At 36.4% G+C, this 25,802-nt stretch carries 16 protein-coding genes, 1 tRNA gene and 1 pseudogene; 2 read left to right on the forward strand and 16 right to left on the reverse strand.

The window, feature by feature from the left end:
* Positions 1 to 47 precede the first annotated feature (47 nt).
* The 9 genes from I4Q58_RS03840 to I4Q58_RS03880 all read right to left on the reverse strand — a co-directional run bounded on the left by I4Q58_RS03840 (position 48) and on the right by I4Q58_RS03880 (position 15,449).
* Positions 48 to 3,173, reverse strand: a complete 3,126-nt coding sequence (locus tag I4Q58_RS03840) for an efflux RND transporter permease subunit (RefSeq protein WP_203293871.1) — start codon at positions 3,171 to 3,173, stop codon at positions 48 to 50.
* Positions 3,173 to 4,372, reverse strand: coding sequence for an efflux RND transporter periplasmic adaptor subunit (locus tag I4Q58_RS03845; protein WP_203293873.1), 1,200 nt, complete (start codon positions 4,370 to 4,372; stop codon positions 3,173 to 3,175). Before I4Q58_RS03845 ends, I4Q58_RS03840 begins: the two co-directional genes overlap by 1 nt.
* Positions 4,373 to 4,379: 7 nt before the next feature.
* Positions 4,380 to 5,720 carry an efflux transporter outer membrane subunit gene (locus tag I4Q58_RS03850; protein ID WP_203293875.1) on the reverse strand — a complete coding sequence of 447 codons (1,341 nt, stop codon included), beginning with the start codon at positions 5,718 to 5,720 and terminating at the stop codon, positions 4,380 to 4,382.
* A gap of 647 nt (positions 5,721 to 6,367) precedes the next feature.
* Positions 6,368 to 7,210, reverse strand: a complete 843-nt coding sequence (locus I4Q58_RS03855) for a nucleotidyl transferase AbiEii/AbiGii toxin family protein (RefSeq protein WP_203293877.1) — start codon at positions 7,208 to 7,210, stop codon at positions 6,368 to 6,370.
* Positions 7,185 to 8,171, reverse strand: a complete 987-nt coding sequence (locus I4Q58_RS03860) for a type IV toxin-antitoxin system AbiEi family antitoxin (RefSeq protein WP_203293879.1) — start codon at positions 8,169 to 8,171, stop codon at positions 7,185 to 7,187. Before I4Q58_RS03860 ends, I4Q58_RS03855 begins: the two co-directional genes overlap by 26 nt.
* Before the next feature lie 832 nt (positions 8,172 to 9,003).
* On the reverse strand, positions 9,004 to 9,579 hold the full coding sequence (locus I4Q58_RS03865) for a hypothetical protein (RefSeq protein ID WP_203293881.1): 576 nt from the start codon (positions 9,577 to 9,579) through the stop codon (positions 9,004 to 9,006).
* A 134-nt stretch (positions 9,580 to 9,713) separates the two neighbouring features.
* On the reverse strand, positions 9,714 to 14,594 hold the full coding sequence (locus I4Q58_RS03870; RefSeq protein WP_203293883.1) for an NACHT domain-containing protein: 4,881 nt from the start codon (positions 14,592 to 14,594) through the stop codon (positions 9,714 to 9,716).
* A gap of 176 nt (positions 14,595 to 14,770) precedes the next feature.
* Positions 14,771 to 14,968 carry a YodC family protein gene (locus I4Q58_RS03875; RefSeq protein ID WP_203293885.1) on the reverse strand — a complete coding sequence of 66 codons (198 nt, stop codon included), beginning with the start codon at positions 14,966 to 14,968 and terminating at the stop codon, positions 14,771 to 14,773.
* Between the two features lie 7 nt (positions 14,969 to 14,975).
* Complete coding sequence (locus tag I4Q58_RS03880) at positions 14,976 to 15,449, reverse strand: hypothetical protein (protein WP_203293887.1); 474 nt, start codon at positions 15,447 to 15,449, stop codon at positions 14,976 to 14,978.
* A 416-nt stretch (positions 15,450 to 15,865) separates the two neighbouring features.
* Here I4Q58_RS03880 and I4Q58_RS03885 point away from each other — a divergent pair.
* Positions 15,866 to 16,480 (forward strand): annotated as a pseudogene (locus I4Q58_RS03885) (IS110 family transposase); the annotation flags it as partial.
* A gap of 213 nt (positions 16,481 to 16,693) precedes the next feature.
* Here I4Q58_RS03885 and I4Q58_RS03890 read toward each other — a convergent pair.
* The 5 genes from I4Q58_RS03890 to I4Q58_RS03910 all read right to left on the reverse strand — a co-directional run bounded on the left by I4Q58_RS03890 (position 16,694) and on the right by I4Q58_RS03910 (position 23,714).
* The gene (locus I4Q58_RS03890; protein ID WP_203293889.1) at positions 16,694 to 19,804 is read right to left on the reverse strand and encodes a GAP1-N1 domain-containing protein; all 3,111 of its coding nucleotides are present in this window, start codon (positions 19,802 to 19,804) and stop codon (positions 16,694 to 16,696) included.
* Positions 19,797 to 20,654: a TRAFAC clade GTPase domain-containing protein gene (locus I4Q58_RS03895; protein ID WP_203293891.1), complete on the reverse strand. Its 858-nt coding sequence runs from the start codon at positions 20,652 to 20,654 to the stop codon at positions 19,797 to 19,799. The genes I4Q58_RS03890 and I4Q58_RS03895 overlap by 8 nt, the downstream gene beginning before the upstream one ends.
* On the reverse strand, positions 20,647 to 21,618 hold the full coding sequence (locus I4Q58_RS03900) for a TRAFAC clade GTPase domain-containing protein (protein ID WP_203293892.1): 972 nt from the start codon (positions 21,616 to 21,618) through the stop codon (positions 20,647 to 20,649). Before I4Q58_RS03900 ends, I4Q58_RS03895 begins: the two co-directional genes overlap by 8 nt.
* Position 21,619: 1 nt before the next feature.
* On the reverse strand, positions 21,620 to 22,888 hold the full coding sequence (locus I4Q58_RS03905; protein WP_203293894.1) for a GTPase-associated system all-helical protein GASH: 1,269 nt from the start codon (positions 22,886 to 22,888) through the stop codon (positions 21,620 to 21,622).
* A 427-nt stretch (positions 22,889 to 23,315) separates the two neighbouring features.
* Positions 23,316 to 23,714: a helix-turn-helix domain-containing protein gene (locus I4Q58_RS03910; protein ID WP_203293896.1), complete on the reverse strand. Its 399-nt coding sequence runs from the start codon at positions 23,712 to 23,714 to the stop codon at positions 23,316 to 23,318.
* A 151-nt stretch (positions 23,715 to 23,865) separates the two neighbouring features.
* Between I4Q58_RS03910 and I4Q58_RS03915 the strand changes: the two genes are divergently transcribed.
* Positions 23,866 to 24,033, forward strand: a complete 168-nt coding sequence (locus tag I4Q58_RS03915) for a hypothetical protein (RefSeq protein WP_203293898.1) — start codon at positions 23,866 to 23,868, stop codon at positions 24,031 to 24,033.
* A gap of 156 nt (positions 24,034 to 24,189) precedes the next feature.
* Here I4Q58_RS03915 and I4Q58_RS03920 read toward each other — a convergent pair whose 3' ends face one another.
* Positions 24,190 to 25,434: a site-specific integrase gene (locus I4Q58_RS03920; RefSeq protein WP_203293900.1), complete on the reverse strand. Its 1,245-nt coding sequence runs from the start codon at positions 25,432 to 25,434 to the stop codon at positions 24,190 to 24,192.
* A 222-nt stretch (positions 25,435 to 25,656) separates the two neighbouring features.
* A tRNA-Arg gene (locus I4Q58_RS03925) sits at positions 25,657 to 25,730 on the reverse strand.
* Between the last annotated feature and the right edge of the window lie 72 nt (positions 25,731 to 25,802).

A 25,802-nucleotide genomic window follows, 5' to 3' on the forward strand; every position in this document is an offset into this window, starting at 1 on the left:
ACTAACAATTGTTAGTTAAAATTGCAATAATGATGAATTATTGAAAATCAGGCACTTTCTGTTGAAGGAGTCACCGTTATTCCTTTCTGAATCATTAGGCGAATATCTTCCAACAACAGATATAGGCATGGAACAATAATCAGAATGATTGAAGTCGCGAATACAATTCCGAATCCAAGTGAAATCGCCATCGGAATCAGGTAAAACGCCTGACTTGAAGTTTCTAAAATAATAGGCGTTAAACCACCGAAAGTGGTAAGAGTCGTTAGCATAATCGGACGAAAACGTCGGAGGCCTGCTTCATGAATCGAATCATAAATGGAATTCCCTTCTTTTCGCTGTTTGTTCGCATAATCGATCATAATTAGGGAATCGTTCACCACTACTCCTGAAAGCGCAATAACTCCCATTAAACTCACCAGCGATAGGTCGTATCCTAATAAAATATGCCCGATTACCGCCCCAACGATTCCAAAGGGAATGGCCATCATTACAATCAGTGGTTGCGAATAACTGCTAAAAGCAATCGCCAATAAGGCATAAATAAGCATCATCGCAATGGAAAAACCACTCCATAAACTTTGGGTCGATTCGCGCATATCGGCCTGACTTCCTTCAAACGTCCAGGTAATTCCAGGATAATCTGCTCGTAACTGTGGCAAGACCTCATTTTGAACTCTCGCTAACACTTGGCCGACCGTATTGGCTGGTTCTACATCCATGCCTACGTTCACGACTCTTCGTCCGTCGCGTCGGTTAATGGACGTAAACGCTTCCTTCTGACGTACCTCAACAACATCCAGCAACGGAACTTCCACACTATCGCGCGTTCGTATCAGGAAGTTCTCAAGGTTTTGCATGTCCTTTCGCTCTTCGTACGGCAACTTCACCCGAATTTCTACCTCATTAGTGTTACGTAATTGGCGCATTGCCAAGGCTCCGAAAAACGCGTCACGCACTTGTCTGCCCACTTCACTGGAGGTCAGCCCGAGATTTCTTCCAGCCGGTAATAATTTAAAGTCGTATTGAATTTTCCCTTTGTTATAATTATCGCTAACATCACGGGTATTATTAAAGGCCTCCATTCGTGACTTAAACGCTTGGCTGGCACGTTCCAATACTTCAATTTCTGAGTGACTTAAATCGACACTGATATCTTGTTGATAGCCACCTGGTCCACGTTCCGCTTCAAAGGTAATCTGGTCGACCCCTTCAATATCACCAATATTATCACGCCAAAGCTCAATGACTTCACGGGCACCCATATCGCGTTCGTCTGGTGGGAGCATTACGATTTCAACATCGATAAAATTTTGTCCGCGTACGTTGGTCTTTATTCCTTCGGCTACTTCATATAAATTATGTTCCTCGAACATACGTTGTGTAGAGGCCGTAATTTCCTCCGCCACTTTTGCGGCTTGGTCTGGCGTCGTTCCAACTGGCAATCGCACCCCCGCTTCAATTTCGTCTGCTGCCACTTCGGGCATCATGATCATTCCCATATGGTCGCTATACCCATAACCGCCCACCATTATCAACAAGGCTACTGCTGCGCTAAGCGTGATGTATCGATATTTCAAACAATAGTCAAGGAATGGTCGGTAGTATTTGTCAATAACCCTATTAAACCCTTGGGCAAAGCGTTCTTGCCAGCCTTCGAGTCTTTGAACAATACCGCTTTTCTTTTTCTTTTTTAAATGGCCTAAGTGTGAAGGCAGGATGAAAAGTGCTTCCAAGAGAGAAACCGCCAAAATTACGATGACCACTGCTGGTAGGGGTTGCCAAAACTTCCCTGTTTCACCCGGCATCAACAGTAAAGGAACAAAAGCAATGATGGTCGTTATAATGCTGAAAGTTACTGGCTTCGCCACATCGCGTGTTCCTTTGATCGCTGCATCCATAAAAGTATGACCCTTTTGACGGTATTCATAGATGTTTTCACCTACCACAATAGCATCATCCACCACGATTCCTAGCACTACGAGAAAACCGAACATGGATATCATATTCACGCTAACCCCAATCATCGGCAAGAAGATGACACCTCCCACAAATGATATCGTCATTCCCATCATCACCCAAAAGGCTAATCGATACTCCAAGAATAGCGTGAGGATGACCAACACGATGAAAATTGCCATAATCCCGTTTTCGGTGAGGAGTGAAAGTCGCTCGCGGTAATCCTCTGCCCGATTGCTATCCACCCTAAACTTCACGCCTGGTGGTAACTGAAATTCGTCTAATTGCTGAAGTACAATTTCTTCAATTTCTAAAGGTGATTGGTCTCCTATTCTGAAGATTTCCAAATCGATGGAAGCCGTTTGGTTAAACTGCCCATGGAAGCCTGTTTCTTCAAAACCATCGGTAATGGTTGCGATTTCACTCAACTTCACTTGTGCACCGGAGGGTGAAGAAATTATCGTGATATCGGCAAATTCGCGCGCCCACTGCTTGCGTTCCTGCATCCGCAAAAGAATTTCCCCCGATTGGGTTTCAACAGCACCCGCGGGGACATCTTCACTTGAATTTGCTATGATATCGGCTACCTGACCTAAGGTGAGTTGGTACTGACGAAGATTATGTCGTGAAATTTCAACCCGTGTTTCGTATTCGGGTACATTCCCCAGTTCTACCTGTGTGATTTCGGGATTGCTAAGCAGTCGGTTTCTGAGGCGCTCGGCCAATTTCCGAAGTGTCCAAAAATCCACTTCACCATAAATAGCCACTTGCATTACATCGCGCTGACGGTCCTGCAATACAACTTCTGGTTCTTCAATATCGTCAGGGAACGTCCGAATACGGTTTACGGCCTGATCGATATCCTGAAATGCCTTCATTCTATCGGTACCCGCAACCAACTCTATGGAAATACTTCCGCTTCCTTCATTCGCGGTTGAAACGATTTCCTTTATTCCTTGAATGCCTCGGACCGCTTCTTCAACAGGCATCAAAATTCCTTGTTCCACTTCCTCTGGCGAAGAACCCGGATACACCACACTTACATTCACAAAATCCAACTGGAATTGTGGAAATACTTCTTTTTGGATATTGAACATGGTATAGATACCCGCTCCCAATAGCACAATCATGAGTAGATTGGCTGCAATAGAATTTCGCGCCATATACCCAATGGCACCTTCCTTTCGAGTGGTATCTTTTTTCTCTTCTGCCATTATTCTTGTCTGCTATTTTTCACCTGCGTCGAATCCGACCCTTCTGTTCGCAGTGGAATACCATCGGCAACCGTACTTAGATTGGTCGTTACAATTTTGTCCTTATCGTTTAATCCTTCGGAGATGTATGCATATTTAGAATCCTGTAATTGAATGTTCACATCACGTACAGAAAGCTTCCCTTCTTGCATCACCCAGACCGTTTCATTACTTCGTACTAAGCCGCGATCGATGCGGACTACATTTTCGATAGGCTTCCCTTCAATCTGGGTTTCTACAAAGGCCCCGATTATCATTATAGGCTTTTCACTATTACCGGACTCATATCCTAACGGATCGGGCACTTTTACCAACACTCTTGCCAATCGCGTTTGATTGTCTAATGCTCCAACTTGCTTATCCAAATAGCCCGTTCGGTATTCATCTTCTTCCCAAGAGGATGTATTTTGAATGCGAACGGAAGCTCCTTTATCGTTATTCGCATCCGGAAATTGCAAGTATTTTAATTTTCCAATTGGAACCGTTACCGTTACCCAATAGTAATCGGTCCCTACCAATCGTCCAAGGTTATCGCCAGGCGCTACCTGTGAACCTATCGTCACATTCTGACGGATAATATGGGCATCGAAAGGTGCGCGGATTGTGGTTCTATTTAAGTTGAGTTGTGCTTGTGAAAGCCCTGCTTCAGCCGATTCGATAGTAGCGCGCACTGCTTCCAATTGTGGTTGCCGCAATACCAAATCCTTTTGTTGTGATGAAAGGGAATCGCCTCCGATGAGCTGAAGGTCTTGTTCCGCAATTTTTTGTCGACCCATCTCCACCTGAAGGTCGGTTTTGGCCTGTGATAGTTCACTTCTTCGCAAGGCAACGGTATTTCGATAGTCGGAAGGATCAATTTGAAGTAGCACTTCCCCTTCTTTCACGTTTCCACCGGGAACAAATCCATCGGCACGACGGATAATCTGACCACTCACCAACGGACTAATCATAACGTCTTCCACCGCCTGAACAGTTCCAGTCGCGACGATGGTTGGGGTGAAGGTTCCTTTTTCGGCCTCTACATAATTTACAAGCATGGCCGTTTCTTTAGTAGCACCTTCACTTTTCGCGGTTGGCTCCGTCATAAAGATGAGAAAGGTAACGAGCGCTGCTGCTACCAAAATACCCAAACTAATAATGACAATTTTTTTCTTACTCATAGTTCTTTTATTCAGAAAGTTCTTCTTCCCTATCCGTATCAAACGCTCCTGCCAAAGCTCGGTAAAGCGAAATCCGTATTTCCAACTGTTGTTGTTTTGCCACCAGCATATCCCTCCGTAACTGTTGGGCTTCGTCTAATGCTAATAGGACGTCGAGATAGTTGCTTAAACCGTTAATGAATTCAATCCGTAATTGCCGATTGGTTTTGTCGGCCATATCGAGTCGCTTTTCCAGAATGGCGATTCGTTCTTTTTGCTTTTCCTCCTGAATGAGGGCGTCTTCCACTTCTCGAAACGCTGTTAAAACCGTTTGCCCATACTGATACAACTGCTGGTTTTTGATGGCTTCCGTTCGCTCTACTTGGGCACGTAATCGTCCGCCATATAACAACGGTGCTACGATATTACCCGCCAAGGTATACGCCCAATCCTTAAACAATCCGTCATAGGTGTTTGATCGTGACTGTACTGAAAGATCCAGTGAAATACGTGGATATTTTGCCCTAACCGCAGCAGCCATGTCGCGATCGGCTGCTAACAATTGACTGTAGGCGCTCTGCACATCCGGCCGGCGACGGACCAATTCTAATGGTAATCCGGTTGAAGGTTTTGGCGGTAAGGCGGGCAATGTATCTGCCACTTCGGGATTGATAAAATTTTGCGGTGGCTTTCCTAGTAGGACAGCCAATTGATTTTTTAGCAAGGCAACATCGGTTTCATAAACAACCTTAAGATCTCTTGTGGCTTCCAATAATTGATTTTGCCGAAGAATGTCCACCCCACGTATTTGTCCGCTACCAAACCGAGCCCTAATGAGCTTGATGATATCTTTGTTTGTATTGATTTGTTGCTCGGTAAGCTCTAATTGTTCCTTGGCAGTCAACAGCTGAAACCAAGTTGTTGCTATTTCTGCTGAAAGTGAAAGTGCTGCAGCCTGATAATCTTGATAGGATGCCTGAAATCGATAGGCCGCCGCTTGTTTGTTCGCGCTAAGCCTTCCCCATAAATCGACTTCATAAGCAGCCGCCAAACCTGCCTGTACATTTTCACCTCCTGCAAAATCTGGTTCCGGTCGACTAATCGCCGTTCTGGCTTGTGCACTAAGGTCAGGCCAGAGGAAAGAGGCTTGTGTACGGCGAATAGCCTTTGCTTCTTTTACCTGTTCCCAGGTTGTCAATAAATTTAAGTTTTGCTGAAGGGCAGAATCGATAAGGGTATTGAGTTGCGGGTCATTGAAGGCCGTCCACCATTTATCCTCTAATGTAACTTCTCCTGTTGTTGAAGAAAATGGATCGGCTTCTTCAATAGGTGGTGAAACCTCTGAAATCTTTGGGGTACATCCCACCATAAAAAGCAGTAGCGTACCAATAAGGAAAAGTACGCTTTGTAGTGGTTTTGAAACCTTTTTTACAGTAAACCGAATGCTTTTAATAATCTATCCAAATTATAAATCGCCTTAAGATAGGAATAAGGCGTTCGATATTTCTTTAAAATTTGGTTAAAAGATTTTGAAAGCAGCGTAAAATCAAACAATTGACGGGGGCCATAGATTTTTAATAGCCTCGCCATCCTCACAACGCTCCGCGTTGAAAACACAGGATTGCTCCGCCATCCTCACAACGCTCCGCGTGAAAAAACAGGATTGCTCCGCCATCCTCATCACGCCCTGCGTGAAAGACACAGGATTGCTCAGCCATCCTCACAACGCTCCGCGTTGAAAACAAAAATCCCGTACTTACAAATTCAAGCAAGCTTGATTTGCCGTACGGGATTTTTGTTTATTCGTGACCGCGGGAGGATTCAAACCTTTGCCCCGTAGCTTTAGTTTTATTAGCTGTATCGAAATTTTGACGGTTCAAGGTAACCGAATAGCTACCATTCTAAATGATAGAAATTATAGTTAATTGACCTTCATTCTAACGTAAAGATACAATTTGATTGGTTTTAAGGAAAGTAAAAGTTTCTGAAATAGTAAAAAAATAAAATTCTATTCCCTTAATCGTGTACTCCGATAAGGATTTTATGCAAGATTTCTTGAATCTCATCAATTGTTTTATTCATTTCCTGCGCTAATGTGACTTCTGGGTTTTCCGCTTTTTCTTTATCCCGAATACTGTGCTTCAAAATAGAAACTATGGTATCTTTCAATGTTGGGTTTTCATCCAAAATTGGACGCATCTTCCTTCCAATAATTCTTGCCGAAACTTTTGTCACTTCAAAATCATCATCGTCAAAAAGATCAAGATGATCATTATAGGCATCCTCTTCGTACAAATCCCAGGCATGTTCCAATAAATATGAAATATCTTCAAGGTCCTTTATTCTGTGAGCCGGTTTTTCACTCCATGAGACCAACTTCAGAATAAAGATCCCTTCTACTGGTGTAACGGGGATTGTTGAGCCCGAGTTTGGTAATGGAAATACTTCGGCACTATCCCCTACTTCTCTAAATCCTAAAACTGACAGAACGAGATTTCTTTCCACAAAACTTACGGTATATGCCTCTTCAATCTCTCCATAGGGCAATAAATCTATCGCAGTATTTGTCTTTTCATAGTACAAACGGTGCGGTTCTTTGGCTTTTAAAAATCCACGGTCACATAATTCGGTAAATAAGGAATCATACGTTTCAATATCCGGGACCATTATAGCAAAATCAATATCACCCGTTGCACGACTTGGTTTGATTCCCTTTTTATATAGTTGAACATCTCGGGCATTTGCACCAATCAAATAATATTTGATATCGTATATGCTAAAAACATTTTCTAAAATGATATATACCTCTTCGTGATGGGCAAAGGAATACTGTTTAAAGTTTTGGGGCGATGTACTCATTGTATAGTATTTGTGCTGTTTCTATATTTCTTTCGTTTCCACTATACATTAGTTCTGCGTAAATAAGCAATGGGTGGGCCGCAACATCATCATAATCATAATTAATGGATCCTTGCTTCCAAAAAAGGTTATATACCGTGATTTCCCCGTTGTTATCTGGAATCAGTCTGAAATTCTTTATTAAATCCTTTTTTTGCCTATTGGTAAATAATGAATAGACGGTTGGATTAAGGTAGTTCGTTATTGATGCCGCGCCTGCTTCTCCCCCCCACCGTGTTTCAAATTCCTGGTCGTTCTCTTTTATCACTAGATTTTCTTGACCTCTAAAATGGAAAGTACCAATTCTATAAGCCGGTAAAATCTTTTCGTTTACCAATATGATCCATCTGTCTAGAAGCTCTGCGCGTTTAACAAGCTGATATTTTTTATCATTGTTCCACTGTACAATATATCCTTCATCATGTAAACCATTGATAAATTTACTTACACTCCCCAGTGAGACCTTACTTATTTCAGCTAGTCTCCTATAAGTTTCATTTATTTTGTCTGGATCCTGCAAAAGTTGAAATAATATTTGTCCGCCAGCTTGGGTAAATACCTTGGAATATTGATTAAATACGGGTTTTGCATTCCCCTTTTCTATATATACTTTAGTGGTTTTTAAATTCAAAAAAGCATTTCCAAAACTATCAACATAGTTTATATTTCGCTTTTTCAATTCTTTTTTTGCATTGGGTGTTATATAATCTGATACCAATAAAAAATTATCTATATTAATTGCTAAATTCTCTATCAAAGAAATATGTTGTGGGCGTGTATCTCTTTTGGTTATAGCAGATATCGCCTCTCCATTTACAGTGAATCGAGTTTCAGCAAGTTCATTATTCTTGGTACTTTGCTTAATTAAAAGCCCTATATCCAGTGCATCAAGAAAGTCTTTACTTTTAATATAAGCGTCCATATGTTCATCTATTAAGTTATGTTCATGCTACATGAACATTCAAATATAATGAACATATCTAGATTTCACCATTAATTGTTCATTTTTATCCCTTGTTCATGTTACATGAACTTCAGTGCTTCTTAAACAAATTTTAAATTATCTTATAAAGTCTATCAAAATCAAAAGTGAATGGTATGACTCATTGCCAATACTAAGACAAGCATTACGAAATTCCGGTAAGTTTGATATAGTCAAATCAATTTTTCAACCGCTCGCGGAACAAATTGAACTTTTTCTTGTATGGAATAGGTTTAAAAGCATCATTAATTCTGAAAGAAAATACTACCATCAAAATGAGTAAAAACCATTTACTTATTATATCTGGGGCGTCTTCCCTTTTAGAAAATAAAGAAACCCTGTTTTGTTCCTATGCTTCTTGCTGATCAAAACGAATATCAACTTCTATTTTGCTTCCATTTACTTCCCATAGAGCTGTACGCGTTTCCTTTTCGGATATTACAATTTAAAATTTAGGAGTGAGTAAAGCTTTTATAAATAGGGCGAACTAGAAGCCCGTTTTATGCAAAGCATCTCAATCCTAAATTTTACTCTTCTGAAGAAAAGGAAACGCTTGTTCTATTGGATAGTTCAAGGCATGGTATGAGTTGTAAGTTTTAAAAATACTAATTCAAATTCTTTGGAAAGTAGAGCAAAGTTTAAAACACGTATTCAAATTATAGTGCTTAATCTTATCAAAATAGCTGAACACGTGCTTTTATAATACGTTAATGATTATGCTAAAAATAAAAGTATGCTATTAATCAGAATATTCGAAGTCATCAGATTGGATTTATTGATTCGAATAAACTTGGTATTTTTGGTACGAATCGATTGTCTCTTTTTTAAGTTTAAGACTTTCCAACTCACTATTTTCTACTCGTTTTAAATTAGTGAAACGTATATAGTGGTCATTATCTAAGACGTGAGCAATTGTTTTAGAATTAAGGGTGTCTAAAAAAGAACTAATAAAATAATCAGAATTATAATAAAATGATATTCCATTCTCATTTACAGATAGAGAATCATAGTTCATTTTTCTTATTCCCCAATCGGTTTGATTCTTTAATTGAAAAAAGAATGTAAGACTTTTTTCTTTTGTATCTATTTTATGATAATTTACTTTTTGATTAATCACTGGTTTCCACTTTCCAGTTTCTGGGTTGATGGAAGTAAGTGAATAAAATTTAGTTGTATCAGTTTTAAAAATTAAAATTGAATCTTGAACACGGCTATTTTTTGTTTCTGTATTATTTCTGTTATTTTGACAACCGGCCATGATTGTTAGACCAATTAAAAACAATATTGCTAATAATTGTTTCTTCACTAGGCTATCCCTTATTAGTTTCGGAGTATAATTCCAATTCATAGCTATCCAATTTATTGCTGTATTTTTTCAGTGTTATTGATAACAGTCTGTATAAGGTATCGTAGCCACCCCGCAGGATGGTTATGCATTTTATACCTTGTTGGAGGTTCGATGTTTTCTTATGTTTTCATTTTTTAATAATAATAGTCGTGCAATATGTCTTTCAATCGAACAGTTTTGTTTGAAACTATGTCATATCCGTAGTCAATTTTGAAATCAGTTATACTGTTTTTCCATTTAGTAACATCTTCGTCTACCATATTAACTTGTGATAGCAAATTGTAATATGATATCTTTTCACTTATTGAGTTACTCGAAAACAAAAGTCCCTTTATTGCTAAACTGAAATTCTTATCTCTTTTCATTCTTTCAATCATCGGAATAAAAAAATACCTATGATAGCGTTTAATGTCAGTCGTATTAGTGAAAATTCCTTTTAGGAACTCTGTCAAATCGTTTGTTTCTCTAAATAAAAATTTAAGATTGAATCCTACATAATAATCAACGTGATATTGATATTTAACAATATCATCAAACATTTCTTTAAGAATGGGATCGCTTGGCCATCCTCCACATAATGCCATAATTTTGCCATAACTACCATTCAAAGTAGCATCTTTCACCTCATGATATACTTGACTATCATTTTGGAAATTTTTGCCTAGTAATCTACCTGCAAGAATCTCATTGTTTCCTTCTCTATTGCTAATTAGGCGTAATAAAATCTCCTTTAAAATTGGGCTTTGGGGGTTTGTTCGGTTTAGAAAACTGATAATCGAATTGTTTTTAATTGTCGCAGAATGTTTCGATATGTATTCCATTAAGTAACTGTAAGTTGGTGAGGATTTCGAAGAGTGTCTTGCAAAAAAGCCCCAAATACCTTCGATGTCTTTAGTGTGTTTTAAATGCCCAACGATTGAACCAAAATCCTTCCCGGTATAAGAAATTAGATAATCAAAGTTTTCAATCATACACCTTATCATTATCCCACTCGAAGATTTTTTGTAAGCATATTCATTAAAAATGTCAAGTAGTCTTGAGTTATCTTTGCTTTTATTTTCAGTATCTTCTATTGTGAAGTATTCATCTAATTTTTTCGTGATTAGAAATCCAGTAAAAGCGATACTTCTTTTTACTTCATAATCTAATCCCCTTGCAAATACTAAAGGCTTACTTAATTCTATAATTTTATTGTCCTTCTTTTCTTTAATATCGTTGAATAAACAGATTGCCATATCAGCCTTTATTTCTTCTTCAGCTTCTGTTTCGAAACTGCTTAGAGTTGATTCTATATTATTAGGTAGGAATGGTAAATCAGAAAATGCTTCAATAATCAATAATCTAAGCTCCTTTGATAAAGGAATTGATTTTTTGAGTAGCTTTTCTTCTGATTTTATTAATGTTGGAAAATACTGAACTGATAAAACATATAGGTTAGTATCATTTTCTATTCGTTCTGACACATATTCTTGAACAATTTTATTTGAATGAAAATTCTTTACAATTACATCAAGTGTAGTATAATATTGACTCCATATATCTTTAGGGAAAGAATCAAGTTCATCAATAAGTCTTTTTAAAATATTTTTTTCAAAATAATCTTTATCAATTTCAATAAATGAATTAATAGCCCTTTCTCTAAAAGTTAATCTATTATCAAATAAAATTTCTTCAAGTATTTTTATAGCTTCTTGCTTTTCATTACTGTCAAAAACTCTATAAATTAAGTGCGCAGAAGCAGAAGTTTTGTTTTTTTCAGCAGTTCTGAAGTACTCTTTAAGTTTTTCTCTTATTTTTTTATCTTCTTTCCATCCGTCTAAAAGTGCCCTAACATTCCAATGAGGACCAAAACTTTCTTTTGGCAGTTCTTGAAGAAGTATATCTTTTGCTTTATTGGTATGAATAAAAATACTAGCAAAGGCAACTTCGGGGTCTATGTGACTGTATTTTTCCAAACGTCTTTCTAACCATTTTTCCACCGCTGGGATTAACTCTTTATTATCTTTGAAATAGGAGATTAAGTGCTGAAACATTTCGTGCATTTCGGTAGAAATAAAAGGGAATTCTTCATTTTCAAATTGAGCCTTTATTTGTTTGATTACATCTTGCTCTTTGTTAAAGCAATGAAAAAGTACTTTCCAAGCAATCCCATTATCAATTACGTTTTCACGTTCGTCAAAAAAGTGTTTCTTTTCTACGGACTTTATTAATGTTTCTTTTAGAAAACTGTCTTTGTAAAAGCCGTCTATTAACAAACTAACTGCTTCTTGTTTTAATTGATAAGGCACTTGATTTATAACTGGCAATATCAGTTTTAAGTCGTCCTGAGTTTGTTTCTTCGAGAAAACTTTATGTTTAAATAGATACAGTTGAACTACAGAATCATCAACTTCAATAAATTTTATTAAATCTTCTCTTTCTGGTTCTGCGATGTCGTTTGTGATAATACTATTAATTGCAAAAGCTAGAATATCTGGATTTGAGCATTTTAAAATAATATCCTTTATAAACTTAAAAACATCACCATTTTTTATGTGTCTTTTAAAGGCGTAAGAAGCATCAAGTCGTAACTCTATTGCTCCATTAATAAACGCTTTCTTTAGAAATTCAAATTGCAATTCGTTTAACTGGTTAGTATTTCGTAGTGCATTAACACGATAATCTCTGTACTTGTATTGATTAGGAAAAAACTGTAATAGAGTATTCTGAACTTTTTCTTTTAATCTGCCATTTTGAAGAGCACTAGTGATTCGTTTAAGTAATGCTTTTTTATATGTTGGATCTGTTTCGTACACAAAACACTTGACTAAAGAATGAAATGATTCATTCATAATTTCACTTGGCGTGTTGTCCAAATTAATAGCAATCTCATATGAAATAAGGGTTAGATAATCTTCCTGATATTTCTCTCTAACAGACTCTTTTAAAAGTTCAAAATGCTTCTTAAATTTTTTCACCTGCTTTAAAGGAATTAATCCAAAAAAGCTTAGGACTACTTGATGAAAAGCTGGGTTAGCTGCATATTCTTTAATGAATTCATTAGCTAAATCCTCATCAGATTCATATAGATATTGGGCTGACAAAAATTCCTGAAATTGTTTATGACCAAAGGCGATTTCATTATTCGACTTTTCAATTATGAGTCCAAAATTGTTTGCTCCGACTTCTATTAATTTCTGGCTTTGAACTCGTGCTTTTGCTCTATCATATTCTGCATAAGTAATCAGATATTTTTCAATTATTTTTTGTGCCTCACTTTTTAAGATAACACCATCGCTGCTATCTTTTTGAATATTAATCGCTAATTCACAGAAAATATCCTTAAAGTCAATATCATATGTTTCTTCTTCAACAATTGCGGCACTACTGATTCTAATTTTAGGATGCTTATTAATTAGGTAGTTAGTTATTTGTCTTAAAGCTTCAAGTTTGTTTTTTGGCAATACAGAATCCTGCATTTTTTGCAACACTAGTATGCTCAGTAATAGCGGCGTTTCAGCTAATTTTTTTAAATCAACGGAAAGTTCTAATTCTCTAAAAAAATTATTTGTCTGATTGTTTGCAAAATCGGAGTCACTTAATTCTTTCTGTAAAGTAACCCATTTGTTATACCAATTCTCTACAAAATTTCTTTGTTGCAGCTTGGTAAATCCAGCAAGGTTCAATATACTGAGATTGGTAAAAAGGTCTTTTAGTAATTTAAAACCGTATGGTCTGCTTGAATAGAGGACTTTGCAGTCATATAGCTCTCTTAAAGTCTCTATGCGGTTTATTGCTTGTTGGCCTGAAGAAAAACTGCTCCATTCATCAATTCCATCAATTATTAAAAATAACCTTTCATCTTCCAATGCCTCTTTTGCAATATCAAACAAATAACTTTTACCAAAGCCATTAAACCAAAGTCTTAGTATTTCCGAAATGCTCAATGAATCAGTTTGACTTAGATGTTTTGTTATGAATGCAAAGGGTAGCCAAACAGGTAATGTTCTGCCGTATTTTTGAGAAGTATTTGCTAATTGTGGGTTTGAACTTAAAATATCTAAAGCAATATATCTAAGTAAACTACTTTTACCTGCTCCAGGGTCCCCGATTATTATATTCTTATTGCTATTGACTAATGCATCATCAATTTTTATTCGAATTTCAATATTGCTTTCTTCTGCATCTTTATAGTTATTCAGACTTCTACGACTAAACTCATTTTCAGACAGCTGATAACTATAATCGTAATAATAATATTCATATTGAGTTACAGCTGATTCTGAATTTTCTTCTTTTGATTTAAAGTCATCCTCTTTTACATTTGAATGAATATCAGGAATAATAAATCTTTCTTGTAAATTAAAAGGGCTATTTAATTCTATTGTTGGAACCCCTAAATCTTGTTGATTAAAAATCGTAGAGTAAAAATCGTATAGTTCAGATCTGTAGGTTGAAATTTGTTTTGCATCAAGCTTTTTTGTAGTCGAAAGCTCTCGTAACGAAGGTTCCCCGTTGAATTTTCTCACCCATTCTATACCAAAAAAGTCAAACACTATTTGAGGTTTGTCTTTAAGAAATTTAGAAAGTTTTACTTTATCCCATTTGATTAAAGTTATTCCTTCTTTTTCAAATTCTGTTTTTAATTCCTCAAATCTGTCTTGAACTTGTGTTTTATTCCATTCGCAAGATGTGCATAAATGTAAGTTGTCACTTTTACTAAAGAATTTCTTTGCTTTAAAATACTTGACAGCTTTATCTAGATCGCTCGAATCAAACTGCTGGTATCTTTTACACTGGTAGGAGCTATACCTTCCGTTGGATTGTCTTGCAAAAATGTCTATTCCTTCTTGTGCTTGCCCCTTTATACCATAGATATCACAATCATTTATAGAAAAGTCTATTTCTACAATAGCCAAACATAGTTTTTCAAAGTCCTCCCATGATAATTTTTCTAATGGAAGCTCATGTATTTTCGGGTCAATCGGCGGGTCAACTACGCTCTGAATGGGTGTATGTAGATAATTTAAATTCATTTATTTCATTTGTACGAGATGCTGCAATGACCGCCAACGGTATTGTATAACGCAATGTTGCGAGGACAATTTACATTATTTTGTGGGGATTCCATTTCAGCTAACCATACGGCGAGGATGATCCCCCAGTAGGAATCAACCGAGCAATTTGCGTTATACGTTGTTACCACACGTTTTTATTCATCTAATTCTAATGCATCTTGTGGAAATCTACCTTGTTTCATTTCATCCCCATCAAACCATTTACAATCATATCGTCCATTCCACACTTTTCCTTTATGAAAATCAGTTCCAGTTTTGTCACTTGTGATTGTCATTGAAGGGCCTCCACTTTTTAAGATTACTACATCTCCAATTTTAAATTTTTGTTCCATAACTAAATTATTTGTTTTTTAATATTTGCCATATTAGAAGTCCAATATTTATAATTCCAATTACAACATTAATCCAAGTTGCTATTCTGTTGTTCTTTTCGTTTTTAGCGTTTTGTTTTGCAATTTTTTTATTCAATTTGTTTGCTTCTAAATTGGATTTAGCCAATTCCAATTCTAAGTTTTCTTTTTCTCGATTTTCCTGTTCCGCTTTTTTGCGTTCTGCTTTTTGAGTAGAGATAAAATTTAACCAGCCACCATTTTGAGCGATATTAAATCCGTATTCGGTTATATCGCAACGCATTTTTTTAGTAGGTTCAAGGTCAATTAAATTCTTTTTCACGAGAATTTCCGCAAAGCGTTTAGAATCTCTTAATCGCTTATTATTCTCATCAACAAAGTCAATTCTAAATAATTTTCCAAATTTAGATTCAGCTAGAAGTTTTAAATTAATATCAATAAGTTCATTTATATTCTCTTGCATTTTTTCTCAAATGTGTGGTAACTTGCTATATATTCAATAAAATCACTATTTCCAGCTTTCCACTTTCGGATAAACAGATAAATTTTTCCAAACATCTCAAATCCCAATCCATTCCTTTACGGTGTCCCAAAATACAAATAGCCCTCTCCTAGCCTAAACTGGGGAGAGGGCTATTAAAACTGTATTGGGAACCTCCATTTTTGTGGAAGTCTATGAAAAACTCTGGATTAAATATAAAACTTTTATTTTAAACCGAAGGGTTTTGTAGAAGGCCTCGCTTTTGACACTTATTCAATTTACGGATTATTCAGTTTAGTTTGGGGTTTGCTTTGTAGGAATTCAAATTCGATTAACAAACAAGGCCAGCTATGGGTTATACATCTTAAGTTTGAAATCTAGTTAAATTAGTATTCTAAGATGTTCAGGCAGAATGTCTCCAGCTTTTCAGATTACTGGATAGTTATCTAAAAAAGAGCACTGCGACAAAGAATAAGATGCACGGTGAAGAGACTTTAGGGATCCCTTCACCATTTGTCTACCGTTCATTGAAAAGAGACCTGAAGCACCTTAAAAAAGAGATAAAGGCTATAGAAGGTCGTTTGCTCGAACTCGTCAAGGGAGACCAGCAGGAACAGCTTACGCTTCTCAAAAGTATTCCTGGTATGGGAGAGAAGACAGCGTGGTTTTTGATTGTATCCACAGAAGGTTTTTCGAAGTTTGAACGTGCCGGACAGTTGTGCAGTTATGTGGGGATCACACCCACAATACGAGAATCTGGGAGTAGTGTGAGAGGTAGGAGCAGGATCAGCAAAGTGGGGAATAAAAAGCTTAGGAATTTACTGTTCTTATGTGCGTTCTCAGCCTCAAAATACAACAAGGCTTATAAAGAAATCTACCATCGGATTGTAGCCAAAGGAAAGAGTAAAAAACTAGCACTGATCGCTGTTGCAAACAAGCTCTTAAAACAGGCTTTTACAATTGCAAAATCTGGAAGACCATACGATGAGGACTATAGATCAAAATTAGCCTAAAAAGACTTGTTTTTTAACTCAGTTCTTTGTTGTGTTTTCGTGCTTTCGTGCTTTAATTTCTTTCGTATTTATTATAATTTTCATATTCACTTGTATGATAGTGCGTTTTTTAAATTTCTCTTTTCACTGGCAGGGATTTGGAAACACTTTTGCAGGTTTTGGACAAGCGTTGACGTTCAGCGACCTGCAAATGTGCTTACAAGTGTGCGTTGATTATGGAAACGCTTTAAATATCAACCAGTATGCAAAAGCTGCGGCTGTATCAGATGCTAATTGTTTAGTATTATCCGGTCTTCTATCACTATCACTAGAGGATTGATTTTTCTTTATTCCAGGTTGCTTAAGTATATCAGAAATACCTCTTACTACGCCTATCATCATACTACCAGAACTCCTTCCTTGCCTCACAGCCGCTTTCGCAAATCCAAAGCCTTCCATTTCAACAGCTGAGGTATCATTATAATGTTCGGTGAGAATTTTTCCTACTTCAGATTCATAATCTTCAATAAGTTGTTCACCTGAAGCAATTATGCCCAAATTCGCTTTCACTTTTGTATCCCAACCATTCTTTATTAATATCTTCCATTCATCTTTTCTTCTTTCTTTTTTTGCAATTTCTGCAAGCGCATACGTTGAAGATGCTAAGTCTGGTCTAGCCATAAACTTGTCTTTTTCCGCTTTACCTGATTCATAGGAGTAAATTTCTCTTAGGAAAATTACATCTCCTATTGAGAAATCATTGGGCTTACGAGATCCTGCGATTCCAACGAAAAAGATTGCATCAGGTTTGAAATGACTGATGGCTCTTTCGGTTTCTTGAGCAGCAATTGTGTTTTTAGCCCCACATTCTCTAATGATTACCTTAGCAACATTTTTGTCATACAATGAGAAAATTCCAGCCTCATATGTTGTATCATCTCGATCAACTTCAACCACTTCTTTCAAGAATTGTCTAACGGCATTATACTCTTCCTCAATCGCGGTTAAAATGACAATAGTTGGAAGAGATTCAAAATGGTTTTTTGAATTATTCTTAGGTTGCTCCATAGAAGAATATTGTTGCATTGGTTTCTTAAATGGGCTTAGCCATGAGGATTCCCACCAATTCAATTTTACTAGAGATTTACAAACGTCATATGCCAATGTAAATGATTTATAGTAACGAGATTTATCATAGACAGCCCTCGCAGAGTTTGTGTAATTTCTTGACAAAATGAGTGTGCCGAGACGCCTTGATTGATTTTCAGTAATTTGAGATTGATAGTGAGAAGTGTAATCACTAAGAAATTTATCAGAGAGAGAAGGGAAGCTTTCAAATATCTTTAATACAGGCCCTATATCACTTCTGTATTTACTTAGAAATGAAGTCATGCCAGATTTTGAGCTGATATGATCAGCTAAGATTTTTTCAGTTGAGGAGCCATCAATTTCGTCTCTCACAATCATTTCTAATATTGCATCTGCTGTTGATTTAACAAACTTGGCTTGATGACTTTCAGGAATATGACCCCAAACTTTCTGACGATTTTTATAGCCTGAAATGTTAGAGTAAGTCGTGTTAGCAATTTTTTCAAATATTACGTTATCAATTTGCTTACCCTGTAGTGTCAAATCAAACACACTGAAAACGAGGGCTCGTTCTTTGCCTTTAATCCCATAATTAAAAGGCATTTCTTCATCGAGTAATGCTGCCCAAATATTCAACCAACAGGAAACTTGAAGATCAATAGACATAAGTATAGTCTCATTTTTTACTGCTCTTTTGATTAATCCTTGAATCAATTTATCATTACACAGTTTTAAGGTTATTGCTAAGACCTCATTATCAGAAAGTGTTTTAAGAATCAATTTCAATCCTATTGATCCATCATAACTTATTGAATCCTCAAAAGACAATTGCTTTTTAACTGCTTCTAATGGTTTGTAGAGTTTTAACAATATTTCCGCATGCAACGAATACCATTTTCTTTTTTGTAGTTCGACCAAGACAGTCTTCCCAATTTCAGTTGGAACTTCTTTAGGCAAATGTTGAATTAGAAGTGATTCTGAGTCTTTGCGAGAAGATATAACTGAAAAGATGGATTTGGAGCAATCCTTTGAAAAAAGTAATAGCCTCCAAATTGATTGCTGAATGGCCTCTTCATTCTCTAAGACATTCTTTTTAAATGATTCAACTATTGCTTTATGCCACCACGTTTTATTTGTTTCATTTACAGCCGTAGAGGATACTTCTGAAAGCATTTCAATATGCTTAAATTTTGAATCTTTGATTGCCTCTTCTAGAATGGCATTTACAAGTTTTTTACCTTTTTCTACTCCATTAGTATAGGCGTTCCAAGAAATATTCCTTAGCCCTTTAACATTAGACTCTAAACCACTCTTGATTAGGCCATTGTACTTTTCAACAAACTCTTCTTTAACGGAAGCGCCTAGGTTCTTTTTTGGTGAAAGTTTTGAAAGAATCCTTAAGTCACGCCTAATAAGGTCCGGATCATTCAGGTTGTCCAAATCAGCATAATCTTCAAATAATATATCACCTTGTGTATATGTATTTAGATCGTCAAGATTGGCACCAATGGTTTTAAGAAAATCATATAATGGGTTTTCTTTTTGCCTACCTAGAAACATGGCTTCTGTAGGGGATGTGATTTCAATTACGTCATTCTCCACCCCACTGATCATCTTATTAGTATTCCACTTTGACAATAATTCATTTTGAATAAATACTAAGGTTATATCATACGAATCTTCAATGTCGTTTGGTGAAAAACTAGCTCTATACTTAAGTTGTTTTCTAAAACCACCAATTGGAGAATTCCATAATTTTTTAAGGATCTCCTCAAAAGAGCCTAAATCACCTGTAAACAGAATAGGTAAATCTCCTTTAATAAGTGATGAAAGAGATTTTTGAATAAAAACTGGCTGTGTTAATTCATAGGAGTGGTCAGAATGCTTAATGTTAAGTTCAATAGGCTCCAAATTGGTTCTTTCAACTGGAACTTCTAATATCAATAGTTTTAGGATGTCTTGTAAGTCGTCAATGTTTTCAAGTGTTGATAGGTCCGCTATTAAAACATGTGTTATTACCATGCCAGAACGACTAGCTTGTAGGTCTGGAAAGGTTTTAGAGAACACGTAATAGTTTTTAAAAGCAGAGCCTGATAAATATGGTTTGAGTAAAACTCCAGGAGGAAGTGGGCCTGGTCGATCTGTGAACTGTATTAAAAATGACGTCAATTCTGAATCATCTAAAGTTTGATAAATTTTAGAGTGAGACTTATTGACTTCACCATAATATGCTTGATGGATGACAATTTTACTCATGTCCGATGAAATACTTAATGGAAAGAGTTAAGTCTCGATGAGAATCACCCTTTTTATTTATGTAATAACCGAAATTGATTGGTTCTTTATCGATGAATTCATCATCCGGCTCATCTGTAAGAGATTTCTCTATTGTTGATAAGCCTATAACTGAAAAAGATTCATTTTGCCAGTTATTATTCAAGAAATCAAAAAACATAGGTAGTCTTTCTTGAAGTAAGGTTGATGGAACTTGACCTTCAGGTATTTCTAGTTCATCCCAGCAGGATAAAACCACGGTTAAGCTAGGTTGGCCAATTGGAGAGAATGTTGAAAGTCCTTTTATATATGCTAATGTTTGAAGTAATTCTACATAGAAGGCCGCTTCCGACACCTTTACAGGGGGCGGCTTACTATTCCTTTTTTGAATTTCTTCGGCACTTGGAATTCCCTTATTTACAATATCCTCTAGTTGAGTTAGTTCATTTAGTCGAATGAACAATACCCATGATGTGCTATTTTCAATATAATCCTTCCATAAATCATTAACCTTTCTATTATCTACAATTGAGGTGATTTGTTCACCTGCATAGTCTGGGAAGGCAAATTTGACCTCAGAGTTATTTTCATCCGTTATTATCAGTTCAATACTTCGATTAGCTCCTGTTTCTGTATGTGCGGCCCTTTTACCATTGTAAATACTTTTTAATCCGTCTTCAAAAATTGACAAATCAGAGGGTCGGTTTTTAGGATCGATTTTAAATTCGAATTGACGACTGTTTATACGTTCGTACAATTGAATACCAAAATGAGTTTTCCCTGTATTTGGACCTCCAATTATCAAAATATTATGTTTTTCCATATCATTCATTGATCGATCGTTTTGAAAGAAACATATCTTCAGGTTTGGCTACTGAGATCTTTGGAAGAGTATTACAATTTTGGCTCAATACTTCAATTATCCAGTTAATTGACCCCAAAATTGCGTTATGAAATTTACCCTTAGCACCCTCTTGAACGCTGGTTTCAAATTGTTTGAAGTGTTTAAATGGAGTAGCTTTTATATGTGTAATAATTTGTTGTTTAGTCTGAGGTGGTAACTTTAAATCTGATTTAGACCATATTAGGCCAATTGGTCGATCATTGATGTTTTCAATTAGCCGATCTGCGACTTGTTTGAGCTGTCGTTTAGCATTTCCTCTTTGGCTACCAGAAAGCATATCACTGTCTGCAAAAAGTAAAAAACCATCACAGTTATCATATATCCATTGAGCACCAATCGCATTTTCACTATTGATATTATTGCTCCAGTGATCAAACCATTCACCTGGTGCATCCGTGAGAATTAGGTCAATATTCGAACCTGCCTTATTTTTTAAAGTTAAATGGAGTAATCCTGGAACTCTCCCTGAGTTATTTGTGGTATGGTCTGGGAACTGAATTTCTGCATTGCTCTTCCAACTGAGATACCATGCAATGTCTTCCCATCCATTAAGAGTAAGAGAACCAGCAAAACTATATTCACCTATTTTAGCACCCTGTCTAATAAGACAGTATAGTGTGGCTAAAAACGTAGTTTTTCCCGCACTTGCAACTCCCGTAACTCCTATAAAAATTGGCTTCCTTGATGCTGTTAAGAAATTGAGGTCATAGAGCCCCATTGTATTTCCTGTCCAAGAGATTCTATGTCCTTCATTTCCTAACTCTTGTTTGTTTTCCTTTTTAGGAGTATCCTTTTTGCCATAGTATTTGCATTCTGAAAGATTTATACATCCTTCAATATTGCATCCACTGTCCTCGGGGTAACATTTAGGTTGTGAGCAATTTCCAGCCATATTACTTCGAGCTTAATCTTTTGGTGAGTAAATCATGGAAAATAGTGACAGACAAATCTTCAATAAAAACTTCATCATTTAGTTTAATTCCAGTTCTATCGGTGAAGTCTTTAAGTTTAGCCTTATCATTTAGGAACAGGACGATAAAATCAGTTACACTAATTCTTCCTTCTGATTCAATTATTTCGGGTAAAAGGCTGGTTACCTCAGATTTAGTTGAATCTTTAGTTAATGAGTCAAAGAAGTCTTTAAACTTTATTTTTTCACCTTTGTTTTCATTCAGAATTAACAAGGTATCTCTTAATAAATAGTCTACACTTATTGGAGTTATTTCAGTAACCTGCTCGTTAAGATCACTTCCCATCAAAATTGGAAGAATAGGTTTTGAAACTTCCCGGTAGCTTTTCTTTAATGATGGAGAGTAAAGGGTTTCTTTCCACCAAAGCAGCTTGCTTCTACGTTCAACGGCTAAAATTGAATCAAATGAAGATTTTAAGTTCTCATCCAATGACTTTTTGAATGTAGCTAAAAATTTGTTTATCGGATCTTCAATAGCTGAAGAGTTAAGAGCCTTATTCAAATCACTAAATGCAGAATCAAAAGATTGTGTTATTGCCTCAGTTGTTTTTCCTTTAAAGTGCTCTTTATACTGAGGATTATGTAACCCATGATTAGGGCCATGACCGCTAGGTGCATTAGACAAAGCTTCATTTAACTTACTTCTTACGATCTCATCATCTAACTCTATTTTCCCAAATTGGAGATTATCAATTTTTAATTTCCCAAGCCTTAATTTGGGTTCTTCTTCAATTAAAGACCACTCTTCAACAGCATGATCTTCAGCTATTTCCCCCAACTCAGTTAAGAGCGTAGAGACAATATCCTTTTCCTTGCCAAGTTTTGTATAAGGATAGAAATTCGTTGATGTTAAGTATATTATTCTAGCGGCAATGGGATCTTCATTTCCCAATTCCATCAATGCATTTAGAATTACACCCCTATGAATATTCCTAGGCATATCCGGATATTTACCTCTTAGTGCTTTCCAATATTTAGTCACGATTTCTTCAACATCATTTAGAATTGGTTCTTTGTCCGAAATATTTGGGTCCAACGCCACCAAAGAATAATTTGGTAATAGAGAGTAATCCTTTTTCAAAAGCTTTACCAAAGCGGCTACCGATTGTTTAAGCCATTTTAATCGTTCATCACTGTCGCCAATATCAAAAAGGCCAGATTTGAGGGTTGACTGCAAGAAATTATCGTCCATAATTATATTCTTTGAATGTTGTTATCCTGTTTAATCTTTTGGCAAAATTTGTTTTTGCAAAGCTTTGGTTGTGCGTTGGCATATGTGGCTTTGTAAATATGCCAAATGCGGGTTGACAGAAAAATTATGAAAATGTGGAATAGGGGGCATTCAGATTAATTGGTCCGTATTTGTTTGTTACTTTTATTTCAATTCGGTTCATCTTATTAATCCAGTTTCCTCCAATTGACTTTTTCAATAATTAATGGCGACTCGTAATATATTCATGTTTAAAGTTACCATTTTTCGCTACTTTCAACCGAATAAACGGTACTATTTGTGAAATGCCACTTCCCTACCCAAGATTGACTACGCGCAGTAAAAATAGCCCTATCCAAGCCAAAATTGGGGAATAGGGCTAACATGTATTAGTGCGCAAGGGCTACGCTTATTTATTTTTTAAAAGCTCTTCTAGATATTTTACTTTGTCTTTCTCAGCATCAACCAGGCGCTCATAAAGCTCAACCACCTTGTCCAAAGGATTGAAGGTAGCATTCCAGCCTTGGTTAAAACTATTCCCTTTGGGAGAACTGTTATCGTAAAAGCTATTGAAATAATTAACCACATTTTCATCCGAAAAGTTTTCAATGGCCTCCTTCGTCACGCCCAACGCCTTCGCAACTTGTTCCAACTTCTCATCCTCCACCGTCTCACTGTTCTCCAACTGCGAAACGCCCTGTTGGCTAATTCCCAGCTCCTCGGCAAGGGTCTCTTGTTTCATACCACGCAGCTCTCGGATACGGCTGATCTTTCTTCCGATATGGTTGGTCTTTGCTGTTGTGCTCATATCTCAAAAGTACGTATTTTTTTTAATTTAGGGGGCGGCTCACCCTCTAGGGTAAAAAATAATCCGGTATCGGTCACACTGTTATTTCTACCTTCTGGTCCTTGCCCTATAGATCATCCCCATCGAGGAACGCGGATTTATTCATGGAATCTTGGAGCTCTTGGAAACGACAAGGGAGCAAAAAACCAAAGATGCACAAATAGAGAAAAACGGCAAGGCTGGCTGGCACGAATTAATTTTTACGTTAAATATGGGACGTTTTTACTGGGCTGGCAGCACATTTACGTTAAAAAAGAAAGAATTGGCCCAAAATCGCTAAATACCCTAAAACTGCCTTATCCCTTTGCTTACTTGTCTTTGGCAGATAATTTGAGTCCACGTAACACCGCAGCGCGTGTTACCCTCTTGCTATTCATTTTTCCTTTAGAAGTCAAATGAATACCCCTTATTTTAAACACTATTTTCACATCAAAATCTATAGGTGATTACATTCTTTTTTTGCTCTTAAAATTCCTTGTAGGGCATTCATATCTTGACTCAATTTTTCTTCCAATACACGGGCATAAATCTGAGTTGTTGCTAATTTTGTGTGACCCAATAATTTTGAGACTGTCTCTATTGGAACTCCATTACTTAAAGTTACAGTAGTTGCAAACGTGTGCCGCGCCATATGAAAAGTAAGATTCTTTTTTATTCCCACAGCGTCAGCTATTTCTTTCAAATATAAATTTACTTTTACATTTGTAATAACTGGAAACAATGTTTCCGAAAGTGAAGCCATTGGATGATCTTTATATTTTTCAACAAGTCTCTGGGCCGTTTCCAATAATGGAATTTTTACCTTAGTTTTTGTTTTTTGGCGATGTGTAATAATCCAGTCATTTCCATCCATTCCTTTGAATATATTTTGCTCTGTAAGCTTCACAATATCAGCATAGCTTATTCCAGTATAGCAGCTAAAAAGGAAAAGATCCCGTACCCGCTCCAAACGTTCTATAGGGAATTCATACGTTTCAATATTGGAAAGTTCGTTAGCAGTCAAAAAATCTCGTTCTTTTTTCTCGAAAGTCATTTTCCATCGCCTAAAGGGGTCTTTATCTATCCATTCCAAGTGATACGCTAGTGTAACTATCTTTCGTAATCTTTGAATGTGTTTCATAACTGTATTATGGCTCATTTCCCTAATATGACCCTTTGGGTAATATGCATGGAGAAATCGTTCAAAATCGCACAGGAACTTATAGTCGAGATGTTTAAGATAAATATTGGAAGTTTTCTTTTCATTTTTCAAAAACTTATGGATGTAATTTTCACTAACCGCAAAATTCCTGATAGAACCAGAAGCGTGAGTTTTCTCTATTTTTTTAGAATGATATTCAATAAGTTCTAACAATGTCCTTGAACTTTCATCCTCACCAAAATAGCTTGCCTTGATTTTTTGCGCAGTGATTAATTCTCCTTTGAATTTTAAATCCTGGTATGTTTGAAAAAGTTGTGAGTGTACTTCTTCCAAATAATGATTTATTTGTCTAGCCTCATTGGAATTTCCCCGAAGGCGTTGAATCTTAGAATCCCAAATATCGAGAGGTATCCTTCTCTTTAAGCTAAGGCTTAATCGTTTTTGATTCACGGTTAATCTTAAGTAAATTAACGCTCTGTTGTTTTGGGCTTTTTTCGCATCTGCCCAAAAGCGAATGGAAAATGTTTTCGAAGTACGCATAATTTTCGTCTTTAAATGAAACAATCTTTAAGACGAAAGTCAAATACAATAATGGTAAGTTAATTCTTTATTTGGTAGCTGAGCTACCATTTTAAGAAAAGCTACCAATTAGCTACCATTTAATATGAAATTATATCAGATACCGTGAAACTCCTAAATACCAAAAAACCAAGCAGTTAATAAAAATTGCTTGGTTTTAGTACTACTTTGTGGTAGTAAAAGTGACCGCGGGAGGATTCGAACCCCCAACCCTCAGAGCCGAAATCTGATATTCTATCCAGTTGAACTACACGGCCAATATTTTCTTTAAGAACTCTCTACCAACACCTGATTTCAAAAATCTCTCGCGTTGGATCGCTTCTTCTTTT

The sequence above is a fragment of the Luteirhabdus pelagi genome, from assembly GCF_016827595.1.
Taxonomy (GTDB): domain Bacteria; phylum Bacteroidota; class Bacteroidia; order Flavobacteriales; family Flavobacteriaceae; genus Luteirhabdus; species Luteirhabdus pelagi.

What these genes read in the sequence shown, in the direction of transcription:
- I4Q58_RS03870 (WP_203293883.1), bottom strand. Translation starts at nt 14,594, where the DNA reads ATGAATTTAAATTATCTACATACACCCATTCAGAGCGTAGTTGACCCG.
- I4Q58_RS03910 (WP_203293896.1), bottom strand. Translation starts at nt 23,714, where the DNA reads ATGAGCACAACAGCAAAGACCAACCATATCGGAAGAAAGATCAGCCGT.
- I4Q58_RS03875 (WP_203293885.1), bottom strand. Translation starts at nt 14,968, where the DNA reads ATGGAACAAAAATTTAAAATTGGAGATGTAGTAATCTTAAAAAGTGGA.
- I4Q58_RS03920 (WP_203293900.1), bottom strand. Translation starts at nt 25,434, where the DNA reads ATGCGTACTTCGAAAACATTTTCCATTCGCTTTTGGGCAGATGCGAAA.
- I4Q58_RS03860 (WP_203293879.1), bottom strand. Translation starts at nt 8,171, where the DNA reads ATGGACGCTTATATTAAAAGTAAAGACTTTCTTGATGCACTGGATATA.
- I4Q58_RS03880 (WP_203293887.1), bottom strand. Translation starts at nt 15,449, where the DNA reads ATGCAAGAGAATATAAATGAACTTATTGATATTAATTTAAAACTTCTA.
- I4Q58_RS03845 (WP_203293873.1), bottom strand. Translation starts at nt 4,372, where the DNA reads ATGAGTAAGAAAAAAATTGTCATTATTAGTTTGGGTATTTTGGTAGCA.
- I4Q58_RS03865 (WP_203293881.1), bottom strand. Translation starts at nt 9,579, where the DNA reads ATGAATTGGAATTATACTCCGAAACTAATAAGGGATAGCCTAGTGAAG.
- I4Q58_RS03855 (WP_203293877.1), bottom strand. Translation starts at nt 7,210, where the DNA reads ATGAGTACATCGCCCCAAAACTTTAAACAGTATTCCTTTGCCCATCAC.
- I4Q58_RS03895 (WP_203293891.1), bottom strand. Translation starts at nt 20,654, where the DNA reads ATGAATGATATGGAAAAACATAATATTTTGATAATTGGAGGTCCAAAT.
- I4Q58_RS03850 (WP_203293875.1), bottom strand. Translation starts at nt 5,720, where the DNA reads ATGGTGGGATGTACCCCAAAGATTTCAGAGGTTTCACCACCTATTGAA.
- I4Q58_RS03905 (WP_203293894.1), bottom strand. Translation starts at nt 22,888, where the DNA reads ATGGACGATAATTTCTTGCAGTCAACCCTCAAATCTGGCCTTTTTGAT.
- I4Q58_RS03900 (WP_203293892.1), bottom strand. Translation starts at nt 21,618, where the DNA reads ATGGCTGGAAATTGCTCACAACCTAAATGTTACCCCGAGGACAGTGGA.
- I4Q58_RS03840 (WP_203293871.1), bottom strand. Translation starts at nt 3,173, where the DNA reads ATGGCAGAAGAGAAAAAAGATACCACTCGAAAGGAAGGTGCCATTGGG.
- I4Q58_RS03890 (WP_203293889.1), bottom strand. Translation starts at nt 19,804, where the DNA reads ATGAGTAAAATTGTCATCCATCAAGCATATTATGGTGAAGTCAATAAG.